Here is a 15,455-nt window from a genome sequence, read left to right as displayed (position 1 = left end):
ACCCTTTTTAAAAACATTTTAGGGCATACTGAACATTGGTATTTGCAATAACAGTCGTAAAAATAGCGATGTTTTCAACATAAAATATACCATCAAAGACATGAATACGTCCCAGTTACCAAAAAGCACTTTTTTATCATGGCAAAATCGGCTATGATATACTAATATCGTATTATTTTTATTTTTAATTGGTTTTTTAAATAGTTTTTAAACCCAAATTCTATCGGATGCTCCCATGACTTATTTTAAGCCCCTAGCACTTAGTATCATTGCCTTGACTGCCATCGGCACCGCTCATGCTAACGACCTGCCCAATCTATCCCAAAGTCATTTTGACCAATGCCTAAACACCCTAAGAAATAGCACTAATTTTCGTGGTTTATCCAACACCTTTGACCGTTACAGACCCAGCAGTCCTGACCCAACGGTGATTCGCTCACTCAACTATCAGCCTGAATTTAAAAAAGACCCGTGGGATTACCACGCATCATTGGTTGATAGTGAACGTGTGGCGGATGGTCTGCATGCCAAACACGAGATGGCAGACGTACTAAGACGCATTGAAAACCGCTACGGGGTCAAGCCCGCACATGTGCTTGGCGTGTGGGGTGTTGAGAGTAATTTTGGACAGACCCTTGGTAAAAAGGAATTATTTACCAGTCTTGCCACGCTGTCTTGCTTTGACCGTCGCCAATCATATTTCCGTGGCGAATACGCCAGTGCCTTACGCATCGTCCAAAACGGCGACATCCGACCACAGGACATGACAGGCTCATGGGCAGGAGCATTTGGCCAGACTCAGTTCATGCCCAGCACCTTTTTAGAATTGGCGGTGGACTTTGACAATGACGGACGTAAAGACCTTGTTAATTCTAAGGCGGATGCTTTGGCAAGTACCGCCAACTTCCTTGCCAAACGGGGATATCGCAGTGGCGAGCCTTGGGGTTATGAAGTCAAGCTAAACGGCTACTCGGGGTCAAGTGGTCGCACCAACAAAAAATCCATCAGTCACTGGCAAAACATGGGTATTACCCTACCTGACGGTCGCCCCCTACCGAACAACATGACATCAGCAGGGCTACTGCTACCTGCTGGGCGGCAAGGGCCGGCTTTCTTGGTAGGTAAGAACTTTGACACGTTCTATTCTTATAATGCATCCGAAAGCTATGCCCTTGCCATCGCCCATCTATCCACTTTGATCGAAAATAACGATACCAATGTTAATTTTGCCACCCCTTGGCCAACCGATGACCCTGGCATCAGCCGTCGTGAAGCCAAAGAAATTCAGCAGGCACTCATTAATAACGGCTACAATATCGGTAATGTTGATGGCATCATCGGTGACAACACTCGCATTGCCATCAGAGAATATCAACGTAAAATGGGCGTGCCTGCTGACGGACGTGCAGGACAAAAATTCTACCGTCTCATCATGGGCAATGCTGGCAATGTCAGCCCAACCTATCAGCCCGTGTCCAGCCCCATACAAAGTGTGAATTATGGCAATCAGACGGGCGTGATACACATTCGCCAAGATAACCAAAACCCATCCCAAAGCCCAAGCTCATCATTTAGCATCTCTCGGGGGTCGGTTAGTCAAAGCCACTCTGATCATATTTCTTATGGTGGCATCGTTTATCGCCGCATACAAAATCCTGATGGGACGACGAGCTTAGTGCCCGCCAACACTCATTGATGAACAATAAACCACAAAGGGGATGATATCATCCCCTTTTTTATTCAAAGTAGGGCGTGCCTGTCTTTGATATTTGCCATAAAAAACGCTCGTCTAAAAAAGCAGGGGAGTCGCCCGTTTTTCAAGGAAAAATAATCCGATCACTTATACTGGGTAAATTTTTAAAATTTTTCTTAATTTTTAAATTAAGTAATCGGATAGCCATTTTTCATGCAAAAATTGATAAAAGCGTTAAATTTTCATCATATTTTGTGAAAATATCATCAATGGCAGATATGTCCTATAAACACTCTAAAATGTAAATTGTGTTATAAAGGGTCGGCACGCCCTAGTACATAAACCTACTTTCAACCTTATATAAGTGATTGATTTATCAAAGGTAAATTAATTCGCCCCCATGGTTCAGAAAAAATCACCCAGCAATCAATAAGTTACCATGTTAAATGGGAGTGAAATAAATAATCAACCCCATAACCCATCTGATAATTTTTAAAAACAAGCCAATCATCCACATTGCCCCGAATGCGTTTACCTGTGGGTGTGGCATGAATGACCTTTGGCGGGAGATAACCGTAGTTTCGGCACAAAAATCTTATCACTTCAAGACTGGTGACAGGCTCACAATCACTTACCAAATACACAGACTTAGAAGCAGGCAAAGTTAATACCTGAGAAATCACTTGTATCAAATCATCACGATGAATGCGATTGGTGTAATGGGAGAGCGGCACGCCATCTATGTGGGCAGTTTGAGCCATTCTTTTCATCCGTGTACTGCCACCATGATAAATACCAGATGGTCTAACTATCACGCATCGCTCACCAAAGGCTTTTTGCAATACCTGCTCAGATTTTAACAGTATCTTGGCTGTATCTGTGGCAGGACATGCTATCGTATCAATATCCACCCACTCGCCCCCGCTCTCGCCATATACAGATGTGGATGAGACAAATAGTACGCGGTGCAGATTTGGCAAATCAAGGCTTGCGATATGCTCACACACCGCCAAATAACTCTCACGATAGGCTTGTACCCTATTGGTCATCTCATGGTTTGGCGTGATAATAATGGCGACATGACTAAATGGAGCAAGCTCATCTTGGGCGAGTGTCCTAGCATCTCTTTGCCAAAAATGTACAGGCTCATCATAGCTCTTGGCGGTGCGTGCCAACCCTGTGACATCATGCCCTGCCTGAGATAACATCTGGGCAACTGCCTTGCCAACAAAACCCTGCCCAATAATCAGATACTTATTTTTTTGCCCACCCATAACCATCAACTCCATAAAAACCCATCCATCTATCATCATTTATGAACCCACCCCAACTCAACCAAAACCCCCCACATCTTCCAATGTAGGGGGGCTTTAAATAAGGTGCTGACGATGACCTACTCTCACATGGGCGAACCACACTACCATCGGCGCTAAGACGTTTCACTTCTGAGTTCGGGAAGGGATCAGGTGGTTCCATCTTGCTATTGTCGTCAGCGTAAAAGGATTAACAACGCTGTTTATGAGTCTGTTGTTTTGTTTTTACTTTAAATTTTAATTTTTTAAAGTTTTAACTTTTTAAGTTAAGTTATTCAAGATTGATTCAAGCTTGTTAGGTAAAATCTTTAAACTTACTTATACAGCACATGAAGTAGTTTTAAACCACTTGGGTGTTGTATGGTCAAGCCAAACGAGCAATTAGTATTGGTTAGCTACACACATCGCTGTGCTTCCACACCCAACCTATCAACGTCGTAGTCTACAACGGCTCTTTAGGGAAATCTTATCTTGAGGTGGGCTTCCCGCTTAGATGCTTTCAGCGGTTATCCCATCCGAACGTAGCTACCCGGCGATGCTTCTGGCGAAACAACCGGAACACCAGAGGTTCGTCCACTCTGGTCCTCTCGTACTAGGAGCAGATCCTCTCAAATTTCCAACGCCCACGGTAGATAGGGACCGAACTGTCTCACGACGTTCTAAACCCAGCTCGCGTACCTCTTTAAATGGCGAACAGCCATACCCTTGGGACCTGCTTCAGCCCCAGGATGAGATGAGCCGACATCGAGGTGCCAAACACCGCCGTCGATATGAACTCTTGGGCGGTATCAGCCTGTTATCCCCAGAGTACCTTTTATCCGTTGAGCGATGGCCCTTCCATACAGAACCACCGGATCACTAAGACCTACTTTCGTACCTGCTCGACTTGTGGGTCTCGCAGTTAAGCGCGCTTTTGCCTTTATACTCTTTGAACGATTTCCGACCGTTCTGAGCGCACCTTCGTACTCCTCCGTTACTCTTTAGGAGGAGACCGCCCCAGTCAAACTACCCACCATACATTGTCCTTGATACTGTTATATCTAAGTTAGAACCCCAACATAACCAGGGTGGTATTTCAAGGTTGGCTCCATGGCAACTGGCGTCGCCACTTCAAAGCCTCCCACCTATCCTACACAAGTTAGGTCAAAGTTCAATGTAAAGCTGTAGTAAAGGTTCACGGGGTCTTTCCGTCTAGCCGCGGGTACACAGCATCTTCACTGCGATTTCGATTTCACTGAGTCTCTGCTGGAGACAGCGCTGCCATCATTATGCCATTCGTGCAGGTCGGAACTTACCCGACAAGGAATTTCGCTACCTTAGGACCGTTATAGTTACGGCCGCCGTTTACTGGGGCTTCGATCAAGAGCTTCGCTTACGCTAACCCCATCAATTAACCTTCCAGCACCGGGCAGGCATCACACCCTATACGTCCACTTTCGTGTTTGCAGAGTGCTGTGTTTTTAATAAACAGTTGCAGCAGCCTGGTATCTGCGACTGCCAACAGCTCAGGAAGCAAGTTCCATCACCATCGGCAGCGTACCTTCTCCCGAAGTTACGGTACCATTTTGCCTAGTTCCTTCAGCAGAGTTCTCTCAAGCGCCTTGGTATTCTCTACCTGACCACCTGTGTCGGTTTCGGGTACGATTTCTTTATGACTATCGCTTAGAAGCTTTTCCTGGAAGCAGGGTATTTGCCACTTCGCCAGTAAACTGGCTTGCTATCAGATCTCATTAATAGTCTGGCGGATTTGCCTACCAAACCTAACTACATCCTTCCACCTGGACAACCAACGCCAGGCTGACATAACCTTCTCCGTCCCTCCATCGCATCATAAACAAGTATCGGAATATTAACCGATTTCCCATCGACTACGCCTTTCGGCCTCGCCTTAGGGGTCGACTCACCCAGCCCCGATTAACGTTGGACTGGAACCCTTGGTCTTCCGGCGAACGGGCTTTTCACCCGTTTTGTCGTTACTCACGTCAGCATTCGCTCTTGTGATACCTCCAGCATACCTTACGATACACCTTCACAGGCTTACACAACGCTCCCCTACCACTTAATTGAAACAATTAAATCCGCAGCTTCGGCTCCTAGTTTGAGCCCCGTTACATCTTCCGCGCAGGCCGACTCGACTAGTGAGCTATTACGCTTTCTTTAAAGGGTGGCTGCTTCTAAGCCAACCTCCTAGCTGTCTGTGCCTTCCCACATCGTTTCCCACTTAACTAGGAATTTGGGGCCTTAGCTGGCGGTCTGGGTTGTTTCCCTCTTGACGACGGACGTTAGCACCCGCCGTCTGTCTCCCGGATATTACTCATCGGTATTCGGAGTTTGCATCGGTTTGGTAAGTCGGGATGACCCCCTAGCCGAAACAGTGCTCTACCCCCAATGGTATTCGTCCGAGGCGCTACCTAAATAGCTTTCGGGGAGAACCAGCTATCACCGAGTTTGATTAGCCTTTCACCCCTATCCACAAGTCATCCCCTGGCTTTTCAACGACAGTGGGTTCGGTCCTCCGGTGCCTGTTACGGCACTTTCAACCTGCTCATGGATAGATCACTCGGTTTCGGGTCTATACCCTGCAACTAATTCGCCCTATTAAGACTCGGTTTCCCTACGGCTCCCCTAAACGGTTAACCTTGCTACAGAATATAAGTCGCTGACCCATTATACAAAAGGTACGCCGTCACCCGACCACTTAATCGTTCTGATTGTCAAATTGTGATTTGACACGATTCATCAAGAAAGTTCTCATACGACCATTATTTTTTATGGTTCGTTCTCGCTTTCTTGCTACTTGTTCGTTAATGTAGGCTTCACAATAAACAATACGCCATGTTCTTGCTCTGGTTGAGTAAGTTGTGCCATTGTTATGGTCATCAATTCTTTGTTTTAAATTGGTGGTAAAACCAACATAAAACTCATCATGATTATCCACGTTTTGTATGACATAGACGTAGTAAAAATTCATTGTTATCCTCAAAACGATTAAGTGGTCGGGCTCCGACTGCTTGTATGCACACGGTTTCAGGTTCTATTTCACTCCCCTAACAGGGGTTCTTTTCGCCTTTCCCTCACGGTACTGGTTCACTATCGGTCAGTCAGGAGTATTTAGCCTTGGAGGATGGTCCCCCCATCTTCAGACAAGATTTCACGTGTCTCGCCCTACTTAATATGTCTCATAAACAGTTTCGCATACAGGACTATCACCTACTATGGTTGGCTTTCCCACGCCATTTTGCTACTGTAAATTCGATCGGCTCCTCCCCGTTCGCTCGCCGCTACTTGGGGAATCTCAATTGATGTCTTTTCCTCGGGATACTGAGATGTTTCACTTCTCCCGGTTTGCCTTACACAGTAAACTGTGTAATAGCCAACTTATGTTGGCTGGGTTTCCCCATTCAGAAATCGCCGGGTCACAGGATATTGCCACCTCACCGACGCTTATCGCAGGCTATCACGTCTTTCATCGCCTCTGACTGCCAAGGCATCCACCATGTGCACTTCATTACTTGACCATACAACCCCAAGTAGTCTTGGTGTCATAAGGGTAATGTGTAACGATTCACCTATGTTTACGCTTGATTCAGTTCTCTTTACTTTATCCGATCATCATCAATACTAAAAGTTTTAACTTTATATGCTTGATGTGGAGTATGATCGGAATGGTTAATTATTTGTTGGAATTAAATAATTAACCCAGACTCATAGTTACGTTGTTAAATAATGTAATTAACTTCATCAGTTAATTGTAAGTTATCTACATAAAGTAGAAGTAAGAAATCTAATTTACTGGTGTTTAATTTGATTGCTTAGTTCTAATTTATTGTAAGTGGTGGAGTTAAGGAGAGTCGAACTCCTGACCTCCTGCGTGCAAGGCAGGCGCTCTACCAACTGAGCTATAACCCCATAAATGGTGGGTCTAATAAGACTTGAACTTATGACCCCCGCCTTATCAAGGCGGTGCTCTAACCAACTGAGCTATAGACCCAATTTAACTTACTTTACTAAGAACAACTTGTTGTGAATTCTTGCCAATCAGATAATCTCGTTAAGGAGGTGATCCAGCCGCAGGTTCCCCTACGGCTACCTTGTTACGACTTCACCCCAGTCATCGACCCCACCGTGGTGATCGCCCTCTTGCGTTAGGCTAACCACTTCTGGTGAGATCAACTCCCATGGTGTGACGGGCGGTGTGTACAAGGCCCGGGAACGTATTCACCGCAGCATTCTGATCTGCGATTACTAGCGATTCCGACTTCATGGAGTCGAGTTGCAGACTCCAATCCGGACTACGATTGGCTTTTTGAGATTAGCATCACATCGCTGTGTAGCAACCCTTTGTACCAACCATTGTAGCACGTGTGTAGCCCTGGTCGTAAGGGCCATGATGACTTGACGTCGTCCCCGCCTTCCTCCAGTTTGTCACTGGCAGTATCCTTAGAGTTCCCACCCGAAGTGCTGGTAACTAAGGAAAAGGGTTGCGCTCGTTGCGGGACTTAACCCAACATCTCACGACACGAGCTGACGACAGCCATGCAGCACCTGTATGTAGATTCCCGAAGGCACTCTCGCATCTCTGCAAGATTCCTACTATGTCAAGACCAGGTAAGGTTCTTCGCGTTGCATCGAATTAAACCACATGCTCCACCGCTTGTGCGGCCCCGTCAATTCATTTGAGTTTTAACCTTGCGGCCGTACTCCCCAGGCGGTCTACTTATTGCGTTAACTGCGTCACTAAGTCTTCAAGAGACCCAACGACTGGTAGACATCGTTTACGGCGTGGACTACCAGGGTATCTAATCCTGTTTGCTACCCACGCTTTCGAACCTCAGTGTCAGTATGATGCCAGGAAGCTGCCTTCGCCATCGGTATTCCTCCAGATCTCTACGCATTTCACCGCTACACCTGGAATTCTACTTCCCTCTCACCTACTCTAGTCACCCAGTATCAGATGCAGTTCCCAGGTTAAGCCCGGGGCTTTCACATCTGACTTAAATGACCACCTACGCTCGCTTTACGCCCAGTAATTCCGATTAACGCTTGCACCCTCTGTATTACCGCGGCTGCTGGCACAGAGTTAGCCGGTGCTTATTCTGTGGGTAACGTCAGGGCTTGTGGGTATTAACCACAAGCTTTTCCTCCCCACTTAAAGTGCTTTACAACCAAAAGGCCTTCTTCACACACGCGGCATGGCTGGATCAGGCTTTCGCCCATTGTCCAATATTCCCCACTGCTGCCTCCCGTAGGAGTCTGGGCCGTGTCTCAGTCCCAGTGTGGCTGATCATCCTCTCAGACCAGCTACAGATCGTCGCCTTGGTAGGCCTTTACCCCACCAACTAGCTAATCCGACTTAGGCTCATCTATTAGCGAGAGCTAAAAGCCCCCTTTCTCTCGTAAGACGTATGCGGTATTAGCGTAAGTTTCCCTACGTTATCCCCCACTAATAGGCAGATTCCTAAGCATTACTCACCCGTTCGCCACTAATCCGTCTAGCAAGCTAGACTTCATCGTTCGACTTGCATGTGTTAAGCCTGCCGCCAGCGTTCAATCTGAGCCATGATCAAACTCTTCAGTTTAATCTGTTTTTTGCCTATTAACTTATTAAGATGATAAACATTTTAATTAGAAGTTAGGGCTTTTTGTTTTTGGCTCATTTATCGTGTACGTTATGTACTTACTAGCAATATTTGATATTTTAAAAATATCAGCTCATCGTGTAAATGAATTAACTTTGAGTATTTTTGCTTGATAAATGATAATTTTTGTATTATCTTGTATTAGCAAAAATCCACACAAGTTGTTCTTAGTATGTTTTTAAATAGTTTGTGATACATCGTCTGTATCATCAATCAAGGCTGACTATTTTATCACAATGGATTTTGATGTCAAGCACTTTTTTTAATTTTTTTGAAAGTTTTTATTTTTGAAGTTTTTAAATTTATTTTAGTTAAGATGTTAAGGTAAACTCTTTATTAAACTAAATTTTGAAACTTTAACTTTCAAAACCATTCAAACTTTAACAAACTTCATTCTTAAATTATTTTAGCTTGAAGTTGTTTTGTTGGTGTTTTGTAACCAACCATTGCTTGAATGAGTGCGTATTATACAGGGTTTTTGGTGGGGGTCAAGGGGTAAAATTAAAATTTTTAATATTTTTTGTAAGTGTTTGATTTTTAAGGGGATTTATTTTTAAATTTTTGCTTGCTAGACCGCTTGCATTTTGCTATCTTAGCACTTTGCCCATTCAAAAGGACTTGCCAATGTAACTCATATCTCATCTTTACCTACACTTAAAATTTTTAAAAACACCCAACTTTCAACATTATGCAAGCCGTTGATTTATCAAGGGCGAATGTGATTCGCCCCTACAATTCAAAAACCATCAATAGTCAATACGTTATCATTCTGAGTTGAGATTGGGTTAAAAACTTTGGAAAGTTCTGTATGAGACACGCTCTACTATTTACCCCTGCTTTTGTGGCAAGCCTTGCCTTTGTTGGTATTGCCCAACTTATTGTCGCATCATCCACCTTTTTTATCGCAAATCTTGCCAAAAGTGTAACGGACGGCACGCTATCGCTGCCTTATCTTATTGGTTTTGTGACATCTTTGACACTCGTACTGATACCGCTTTATTTTGCCAGTATCTTTTTGGAAAAAGCCAAATTTGACTCGCTAGCACGTTATAACACTTTGTTTGATAAGCATTTTTTGGGAAAATCATGCCATTATAACAACCACACTCTAAAACAGACCGCCACCGCCATGCTCGCCCAAGAAAGCAAACACACCCTTGATGACAGCTTACTTGGCGTTTTTGATATGATAACACTACTATTAAATGTCGGATTTAATCTGATTGTCATTGCATGGGTGCTAGACGGCTTTATTTTATTGGGTTATGGTCTGGGCATGGTGCTTGCCATGGGAGCGGTACATTTATTTAAAGGCAGGCTTGGTAATCTTGCCAAAACCGCCCAAATGTCTCGGCTCATGCTGATGTCGGGGCTATCAAAGGCGTGGGATAATGTGATTATTTTTAATAAATACAATTACTTACGACACAATCGCACTCTGACAGACACCCTTAACAAAGCCAAAACCGACAGTATCCATGCCAAATCCATGCGACACCTAAGCAGTAATGTGGGAATGCTTGTTTTGCTTGTGTGCGTCTTGACGGCAAGTGGCGTGTTGTTTTGGCAAAATTTGGGGGATATGGCGATGCTTGCCATGCTCGTTGCTACGTTGCCACGCCAGATTCAAATGCTTCAAATGAGCCATGAACTCATTGGCTATCGGGCGGAAATTAGCACACTCATGGCTCGGCTTGACGGGCTAATCCAATTGTTTGATACGCCAAATGCCACGCTTGACAAGCACATTAAAAAAGATAGAATTTTTGTCAAACAGACCAATCAAGTCTTTGATTTTGATGAATTTTTGAAAAATCCGCCCAGCACAGGACGCATTACCCTTGTTGGCGATAATGGCGTGGGCAAATCGTGCGTGCTTTTGACATTAAAGAACAGGCTTAGCGAGCGTGCTTATTATCTGCCCGCCAAGCATGAGCTGATTTTTGATAATACCGAAGGCTCAACAGGACAGCGACTTATCGGTGAAATTGATGAGCTAACGGGCGATGATACGCCTATATTGCTCCTTGATGAGTGGGACGCCAATTTGGATGGCGTGAACACGGACATCATTCACGCCAAGTTAGATGAAATTGGCAAAACAAGGCTTGTCGTGGAAGTTCGCCATTGATGTGGATTTGCAGGATGCATCAAACCCCAACCAAGCCTATCATCAAAGCATTCACTACTATCACAAGCCTCACGGTTACCCCAAGCTCCTTGCCCAGACGAGCAGGGCTATGGCGGTGCGTGATGACAGCATGAGTGTGCTTGATAAGCAGGGGTAAACACAATACCAACGCCCACGCCCTATCACCAAAGACAACAGCGTGATAGCCATAGCACATCATCGCCCCATACAAAAGGACAAAATAACCTACAATGCGATAACACCCCAACACAATGGCAAGCGTTGTCTTGCCACTGGTGCGGTCGGTGTCAGTATCTCGCAGATTATTGATGTACAACACACAGGCGGACAACAGCCCCACACCTGTGGCGATGGGCAGATTTTGGGCGATGTCCGCCCTGCCCGTTTGTAGATAATAACCGCCAAGCACCGCCACATAGCCAAAGAAAATCAGAACGGCAAGCTCGCCAAGTGCATGATAACCATAAGGTTTTTTTCCCATGGTATAGCCCAATGCTCCCAAAATCGACACCGCCCCCAAGCCAAAAAACAGCACAATTTGGTAAACTGTTAAAGGACTTAGCCAAATCAGCATCGCCCCTGCCATCATGGTTTGGGTAAGCCAAAGGACAAGCCACGCCCGAAATCTGCCTGCCGACACCGCCCCACTGCCGACAAGACGGGCTGGGCTGTCATGATGACGATCTTTATCGGTGCCACGAATGCCATCGCCCAAATCGTTGGCAAGGTTTGACAAAATCTGCAAGGACAAAGCGGTATAGATAATCAGCACACACAACGCCCAATTATCCAGCCCAAATCCGCCAAGCGTGCGATACGCCAAGCCCTGCCCCACCCCAAGGCTCATAATGGCAATGGGGTAGGTGCGTGGGCGAGTGGCGTGGATAAATTGGGCGATGGGCGAATTGGCAGATGACATGATAAGCCAAGTGGGTTTGCGAGTTGGGTTTTAAAGGTATTTTTGAGCGTTTTAAAAATATTTAGGCTTTTTCTTTTTTTGCTCTAAATGTCGTCCAAAACCCCGACAGGGCATAAATCACGCCAATGGCAAGCACGCCCACAGGAATGTCATAAAGGGCAATGCCCATGATAAGCACGCCAATAATTAGCCCAACAAAGGGGATTTTTTGGCGGTCAAATTCTTTAAAGCTATAATATTTGACATTGCTCACCATAAGCAGTCCACAGATGACCGTCCATACCGCACAGATGGTGGCGAGCAGTTGGGGGCTAAAACCCATTGCATGGTCTCTTGCCACCATCACGCTTGACGTTACCAAAATCGCTGCCAAAGGACTTGCCAATCCGATAAAGTATTTTTTATCCACCGTGCCGATTTGTACGTTAAATCTTGCCAAGCGAAACGCCGCACAGACACTAAACACAAAGGCACACGTCAGCCCAAACCGCCCAAATTCATGCAATGCAAAATGATACACAAGAATGGCAGGGGCAAGCCCAAAAGCGATACAGTCGGCAAGGCTGTCGAGTTGCTCGCCAAAGGGGCTTTGGGCGTTTAAGAGTCTGGCGGCTCGTCCGTCCATACCGTCCAAAATGGCGGATAAAAAAATGGCAAGGCACGCCTTATCAAACCGCCCTTCGCTACTGGCAACGATAGAAAAAAATGCCGAGAGCATGGACGCACTGGTGATAAGATTGGGAATGGGATAGACCCCACGGCTTATCTTTTTTTGATTGCCGTGTTGTTCGGTCTCAACGACTTCAAAGGTAATGCCGTCATGGTCGTCTGGGTCTTTTGGGATTTGGGTTGTCATGGTGTTTTTGATTTAAAATATACTGTAAAAGAAAACCGCTCAAAGTAAGCTAAGTCGAACCATAGTGGTTTTCCTACCCTTCGACAGGCTCAGGGCGAACGGAAAACCTAGTTCGGCATACTTTTGAATGACTACGATTTTAACTTATTAAAATAATCACTCCCCAACCAACCATTTAACCACCGCCATGTCGTCCATATTCATGGCAGGTGCGTCTTTTGGTTTTAGGATTGGGGCGAGCGTTTGCAAAATGGCTTTGGCGTGTTCGTCAAATTGCCAAGGCGGATTGATGATGTGTAGCCCTGTGCCATTCATGCCCACCGCCACGTCATTGGGGTATAGGTTTAGCTCACAGACAAGCTGACGGCGGATGTCGGTGCGTTTCATTTTTTTATAAAACAATTCCACCGCATCGACATTTTTGATAGGATACCACAGCACAAATGTCCCTGTGGCGAATTTCTTATGACTTGCCACAAGCAAATCCACCAAACGGCTAAAATCCTTATGTTCCTGCTCAAAAGGCGGGTCAAGCAGGATAATGCCACGTTTTTCCTTGGGCGGTAGTACGGCAGGCACGCCTTCAAAGGCATTGCGATGATGAATGCCAATGGGAAGTTGATAAAGCTGATAGTTTAGGGCGTCATACTCGTCCGCCACCGCTTCAAAGGCTTCAGCACGCAAGGGGGCGTTGTCCGAATGGTTTTGGGCATGATTGGCAATCCACCAAGGCGAGCCGGGGTAGACGTGCTTATCATAGGTCTTGCGAGCGGTGTCAAGGTCTAATAGATACTGGGCAATGGCTTTTGGCGGTGTGCCAAGGTTGGCATTTTCTAAGGCACGAATACCCTTGTCCGCTTCGCCTGTTTTGGTGGCTTCGGTGCTTTCTAGCGAGTACAGCCCACGCCCGCCATAAGCGTCAAGCACATAAAAAGGCTTGGCTTTGGCACTAAATTGGGCGAGCAGTTGGAGTAATAAAATGTGTTTGGCAACGTCAGCGAAGTTGCCTGCGTGGTAGGCGTGTTTGTAATTCATGGGAAAATGCGTGTAATTTTAAATGACTTATGGTAGCATAACTCACGATTTTTGGCTATTTTTTATTTTCATTCTCGTTTTCATCGGCTTCATCAGTCGGACTATTTAGAAAATTTAAAAACTTCTTTAAATTCACCCGAAACAAAAACGGCATGCCAAACCACGCAATCATCGCCAAAAACAGGCTCATGTAGAACGCCACCGCCCAGCCCTTAATCGCCATGGCAAGAGCAAATGCCAACAGCCCCATGCCCACCACCAAAATCATCTTTAAAATGCCCTTTTGGATAATGCGATAGCGACCCAAAATGAACAGATGATACAAACTTATCGGCATGGACAAGCCAATCAGCACATAGGGCAGGTAATGAAACGCCCAATACACCACCCCGCTGTCTTTGAACGTCGCCATGCTCGCCAACGTGCCAAACACACAAAAACACACAATCGCCCCATAACCCAAGTACACGCTGACATTGGCAAGCCCTATCGCTTGCGTGATGATTTGGATGATTTGCTGATGTTTGGCTTGGGGGTTGGATTGGGTCGGGTTGGGGGCGTGGTTATCCATGTGTGTCCTTTTATTTGTGTGGTTGGGCGGTGTTTGGCATACCTAATTTTGATATCGGATGAGATTACACGCCCTAATCTTTGCCTTTTTGCTCATTATCATGATAACTGCCAACATAGCGGGCAAGCTCTGGCGAGTTAAAATAACCATCAACCAACAAGCACGCCGAGACATCATCAATCGGGTCTCGCTCGTGCTTTATCCAGCCACGCTCCCATGCCATCATGCGAGCTTCGTGCGATGATAGGCGTTCATCATACATATATACCTGCACGGGCAAATGGCGTTCACCCAGACGGTGTGCCAGACGGCGAGCGAATTTAGCCGCTCGTTTTGAGAGCATGGAGTCGGTACCGTCCATGTTCAGCGGTAAACCGACCACCACCACATCAATCCGCCACTGCTCAATGATACCCAGTAGATTATCCCAGTCAGGTTGTCCGTTGTCCATCGCCAAAATGTCAAAGGGGCGTGCGTCTGCACTTAGGCTGTTGCCCAGTGCCATGCCCATTTTTTTGACGCCAAAATCTAGGGCTAAAATCAAAGTCGGTGTTGTCATGAAATTCCTATTATTTTGGCAAATCAAAAAATCGGTCACAGGTAAAGCAAATTGGCTTTTTAACTTTTTAAAACATCACGTTTAAAAATCAAGCAAACCCCGTGGTCAAGGTAAATTTATCAGGGTCAATGCCCAGTTTGTCATAAGCCAACATCAATCTGTCTTCAAACTTCGCCCGAAACAATATCTCCAAATCAGCAGGGCAAACCAGCCAGTCCTGCTCGCTTATCTCCTGCTCCAACTGCCCTGCCGTCCAGTTACAAAACCCCATGCAAAGCAAAAAGTGGGGCAAGCTGTCGCCCGATATCAGGCTTAGCACGTCTTTACTGGTTGTGATACACACGTTCTCGCCCACCGCAAACGACGACGCAAACTCGGGCAGTCCTGTATGTAGCACAAAACCCGCTTCGGGACGGATAAAGCCCCCGTGCATGGCAGGGGTGTTCATTGCCTTTTGGCTGGCGGGCAAATCAAGCTCGTGTAGCAAACCGCCCACCGAAGCACCGAGGGGCTTATTAATCATAAATCCCCACGCCCCGTCAGTGCTGTGACGGCAGATATAAATCAATGCGTCAGCAAAGCGTTCATCAGGCATGGACGGACTGGGCAATAAAAAATGATGTGTTAAGTTGGAAAATTTTTTCAAATCAGCTCGCTTGGGGATGTCATTATCATTAAGGTCAATATGGGGCAAAATCGCCATTTTACAAGGTTTGTG

The 15,455-nt window shown here is 45.8% G+C and carries 9 protein-coding genes, 2 tRNA genes and 3 rRNA genes; 2 read left to right on the top strand and 12 right to left on the bottom strand.

Going from position 1 to position 15,455, the window contains the following annotated elements; genetic code table 11:
- Window positions 1-235: 235 nt before the first annotated feature.
- Window positions 236-1,696: a lytic murein transglycosylase gene (locus AAHK14_RS05465; RefSeq protein ID WP_065255122.1), complete on the top strand. Its 1,461-nt coding sequence runs from the start codon at window positions 236-238 to the stop codon at window positions 1,694-1,696.
- Between the two features lie 431 nt (window positions 1,697-2,127).
- Here the strand turns inward: AAHK14_RS05465 and AAHK14_RS05460 are convergent, their stop codons facing one another.
- From AAHK14_RS05460 to AAHK14_RS05435, 6 genes are all read right to left on the bottom strand, one after another.
- Window positions 2,128-2,982 (bottom strand): SDR family oxidoreductase, encoded by an 855-nt coding sequence (locus AAHK14_RS05460; protein WP_281133705.1) that lies wholly within the window; start codon window positions 2,980-2,982, stop codon window positions 2,128-2,130.
- A 91-nt stretch (window positions 2,983-3,073) separates the two neighbouring features.
- Window positions 3,074-3,187, bottom strand: a 5S ribosomal RNA gene (rrf, locus tag AAHK14_RS05455).
- Window positions 3,188-3,366: 179 nt separating this feature from the next.
- A 23S ribosomal RNA gene (locus AAHK14_RS05450) occupies window positions 3,367-6,524 on the bottom strand.
- A gap of 315 nt (window positions 6,525-6,839) precedes the next feature.
- A tRNA-Ala gene (locus tag AAHK14_RS05445) sits at window positions 6,840-6,915 on the bottom strand.
- A gap of 5 nt (window positions 6,916-6,920) precedes the next feature.
- Window positions 6,921-6,997: transfer RNA gene (locus AAHK14_RS05440), tRNA-Ile, on the bottom strand.
- A 61-nt stretch (window positions 6,998-7,058) separates the two neighbouring features.
- Window positions 7,059-8,585, bottom strand: a 16S ribosomal RNA gene (locus AAHK14_RS05435).
- Together the 16S, 23S and 5S rRNA genes with 2 tRNA genes alongside form the textbook arrangement of a ribosomal RNA operon.
- An 868-nt stretch (window positions 8,586-9,453) precedes the next feature.
- On the opposite strand from AAHK14_RS05435, the gene AAHK14_RS05430 reads away from it, so the two are divergent.
- Window positions 9,454-10,776, top strand: a complete 1,323-nt coding sequence (locus AAHK14_RS05430; protein WP_065255078.1) for an ABC transporter ATP-binding protein — start codon at window positions 9,454-9,456, stop codon at window positions 10,774-10,776.
- A gap of 19 nt (window positions 10,777-10,795) precedes the next feature.
- Here the strand turns inward: AAHK14_RS05430 and menA are convergent, their stop codons facing one another.
- From menA to AAHK14_RS05400, 6 genes are all read right to left on the bottom strand, one after another.
- Window positions 10,796-11,716, bottom strand: coding sequence for a 1,4-dihydroxy-2-naphthoate octaprenyltransferase (menA, locus tag AAHK14_RS05425; protein WP_065255077.1), 921 nt, complete (start codon window positions 11,714-11,716; stop codon window positions 10,796-10,798).
- 61 nt (window positions 11,717-11,777) lie between these two features.
- The gene (pssA, locus tag AAHK14_RS05420) at window positions 11,778-12,572 is read right to left on the bottom strand and encodes a CDP-diacylglycerol--serine O-phosphatidyltransferase (RefSeq protein ID WP_065255076.1); all 795 of its coding nucleotides are present in this window, start codon (window positions 12,570-12,572) and stop codon (window positions 11,778-11,780) included.
- A 156-nt stretch (window positions 12,573-12,728) separates the two neighbouring features.
- Window positions 12,729-13,607, bottom strand: a complete 879-nt coding sequence (rlmJ, locus tag AAHK14_RS05415) for a 23S rRNA (adenine(2030)-N(6))-methyltransferase RlmJ (RefSeq protein WP_065255075.1) — start codon at window positions 13,605-13,607, stop codon at window positions 12,729-12,731.
- Between the two features lie 55 nt (window positions 13,608-13,662).
- Window positions 13,663-14,178, bottom strand: coding sequence for a hypothetical protein (locus AAHK14_RS05410; RefSeq protein WP_227514646.1), 516 nt, complete (start codon window positions 14,176-14,178; stop codon window positions 13,663-13,665).
- A 73-nt stretch (window positions 14,179-14,251) separates the two neighbouring features.
- Window positions 14,252-14,737 (bottom strand): Holliday junction resolvase RuvX, encoded by a 486-nt coding sequence (ruvX, locus tag AAHK14_RS05405; RefSeq protein WP_065255074.1) that lies wholly within the window; start codon window positions 14,735-14,737, stop codon window positions 14,252-14,254.
- 88 nt (window positions 14,738-14,825) lie between these two features.
- Window positions 14,826-15,332 carry a YqgE/AlgH family protein gene (locus AAHK14_RS05400; RefSeq protein WP_065255082.1) on the bottom strand — a complete coding sequence of 169 codons (507 nt, stop codon included), beginning with the start codon at window positions 15,330-15,332 and terminating at the stop codon, window positions 14,826-14,828.
- Between the last annotated feature and the right edge of the window lie 123 nt (window positions 15,333-15,455).

The organism is Moraxella sp. K1664, from assembly GCF_039693965.1.
In the GTDB taxonomy this organism is placed as follows: domain Bacteria; phylum Pseudomonadota; class Gammaproteobacteria; order Pseudomonadales; family Moraxellaceae; genus Moraxella.
Note: the sequence above shows the minus strand (reverse complement) of the source record. Positions and strands in the feature narration are given on the sequence as shown.

What these genes read in the sequence shown, in the direction of transcription:
- AAHK14_RS05465 (WP_065255122.1), top strand. Translation starts at nt 236, where the DNA reads ATGACTTATTTTAAGCCCCTAGCACTTAGTATCATTGCCTTGACTGCC.
- AAHK14_RS05460 (WP_281133705.1), bottom strand. Translation starts at nt 2,982, where the DNA reads ATGGAGTTGATGGTTATGGGTGGGCAAAAAAATAAGTATCTGATTATT.
- AAHK14_RS05430 (WP_065255078.1), top strand. Translation starts at nt 9,454, where the DNA reads ATGAGACACGCTCTACTATTTACCCCTGCTTTTGTGGCAAGCCTTGCC.
- menA (WP_065255077.1), bottom strand. Translation starts at nt 11,716, where the DNA reads ATGTCATCTGCCAATTCGCCCATCGCCCAATTTATCCACGCCACTCGC.
- pssA (WP_065255076.1), bottom strand. Translation starts at nt 12,572, where the DNA reads ATGACAACCCAAATCCCAAAAGACCCAGACGACCATGACGGCATTACC.
- rlmJ (WP_065255075.1), bottom strand. Translation starts at nt 13,607, where the DNA reads ATGAATTACAAACACGCCTACCACGCAGGCAACTTCGCTGACGTTGCC.
- AAHK14_RS05410 (WP_227514646.1), bottom strand. Translation starts at nt 14,178, where the DNA reads ATGGATAACCACGCCCCCAACCCGACCCAATCCAACCCCCAAGCCAAA.
- ruvX (WP_065255074.1), bottom strand. Translation starts at nt 14,737, where the DNA reads ATGACAACACCGACTTTGATTTTAGCCCTAGATTTTGGCGTCAAAAAA.
- AAHK14_RS05400 (WP_065255082.1), bottom strand. Translation starts at nt 15,332, where the DNA reads ATGCCTGATGAACGCTTTGCTGACGCATTGATTTATATCTGCCGTCAC.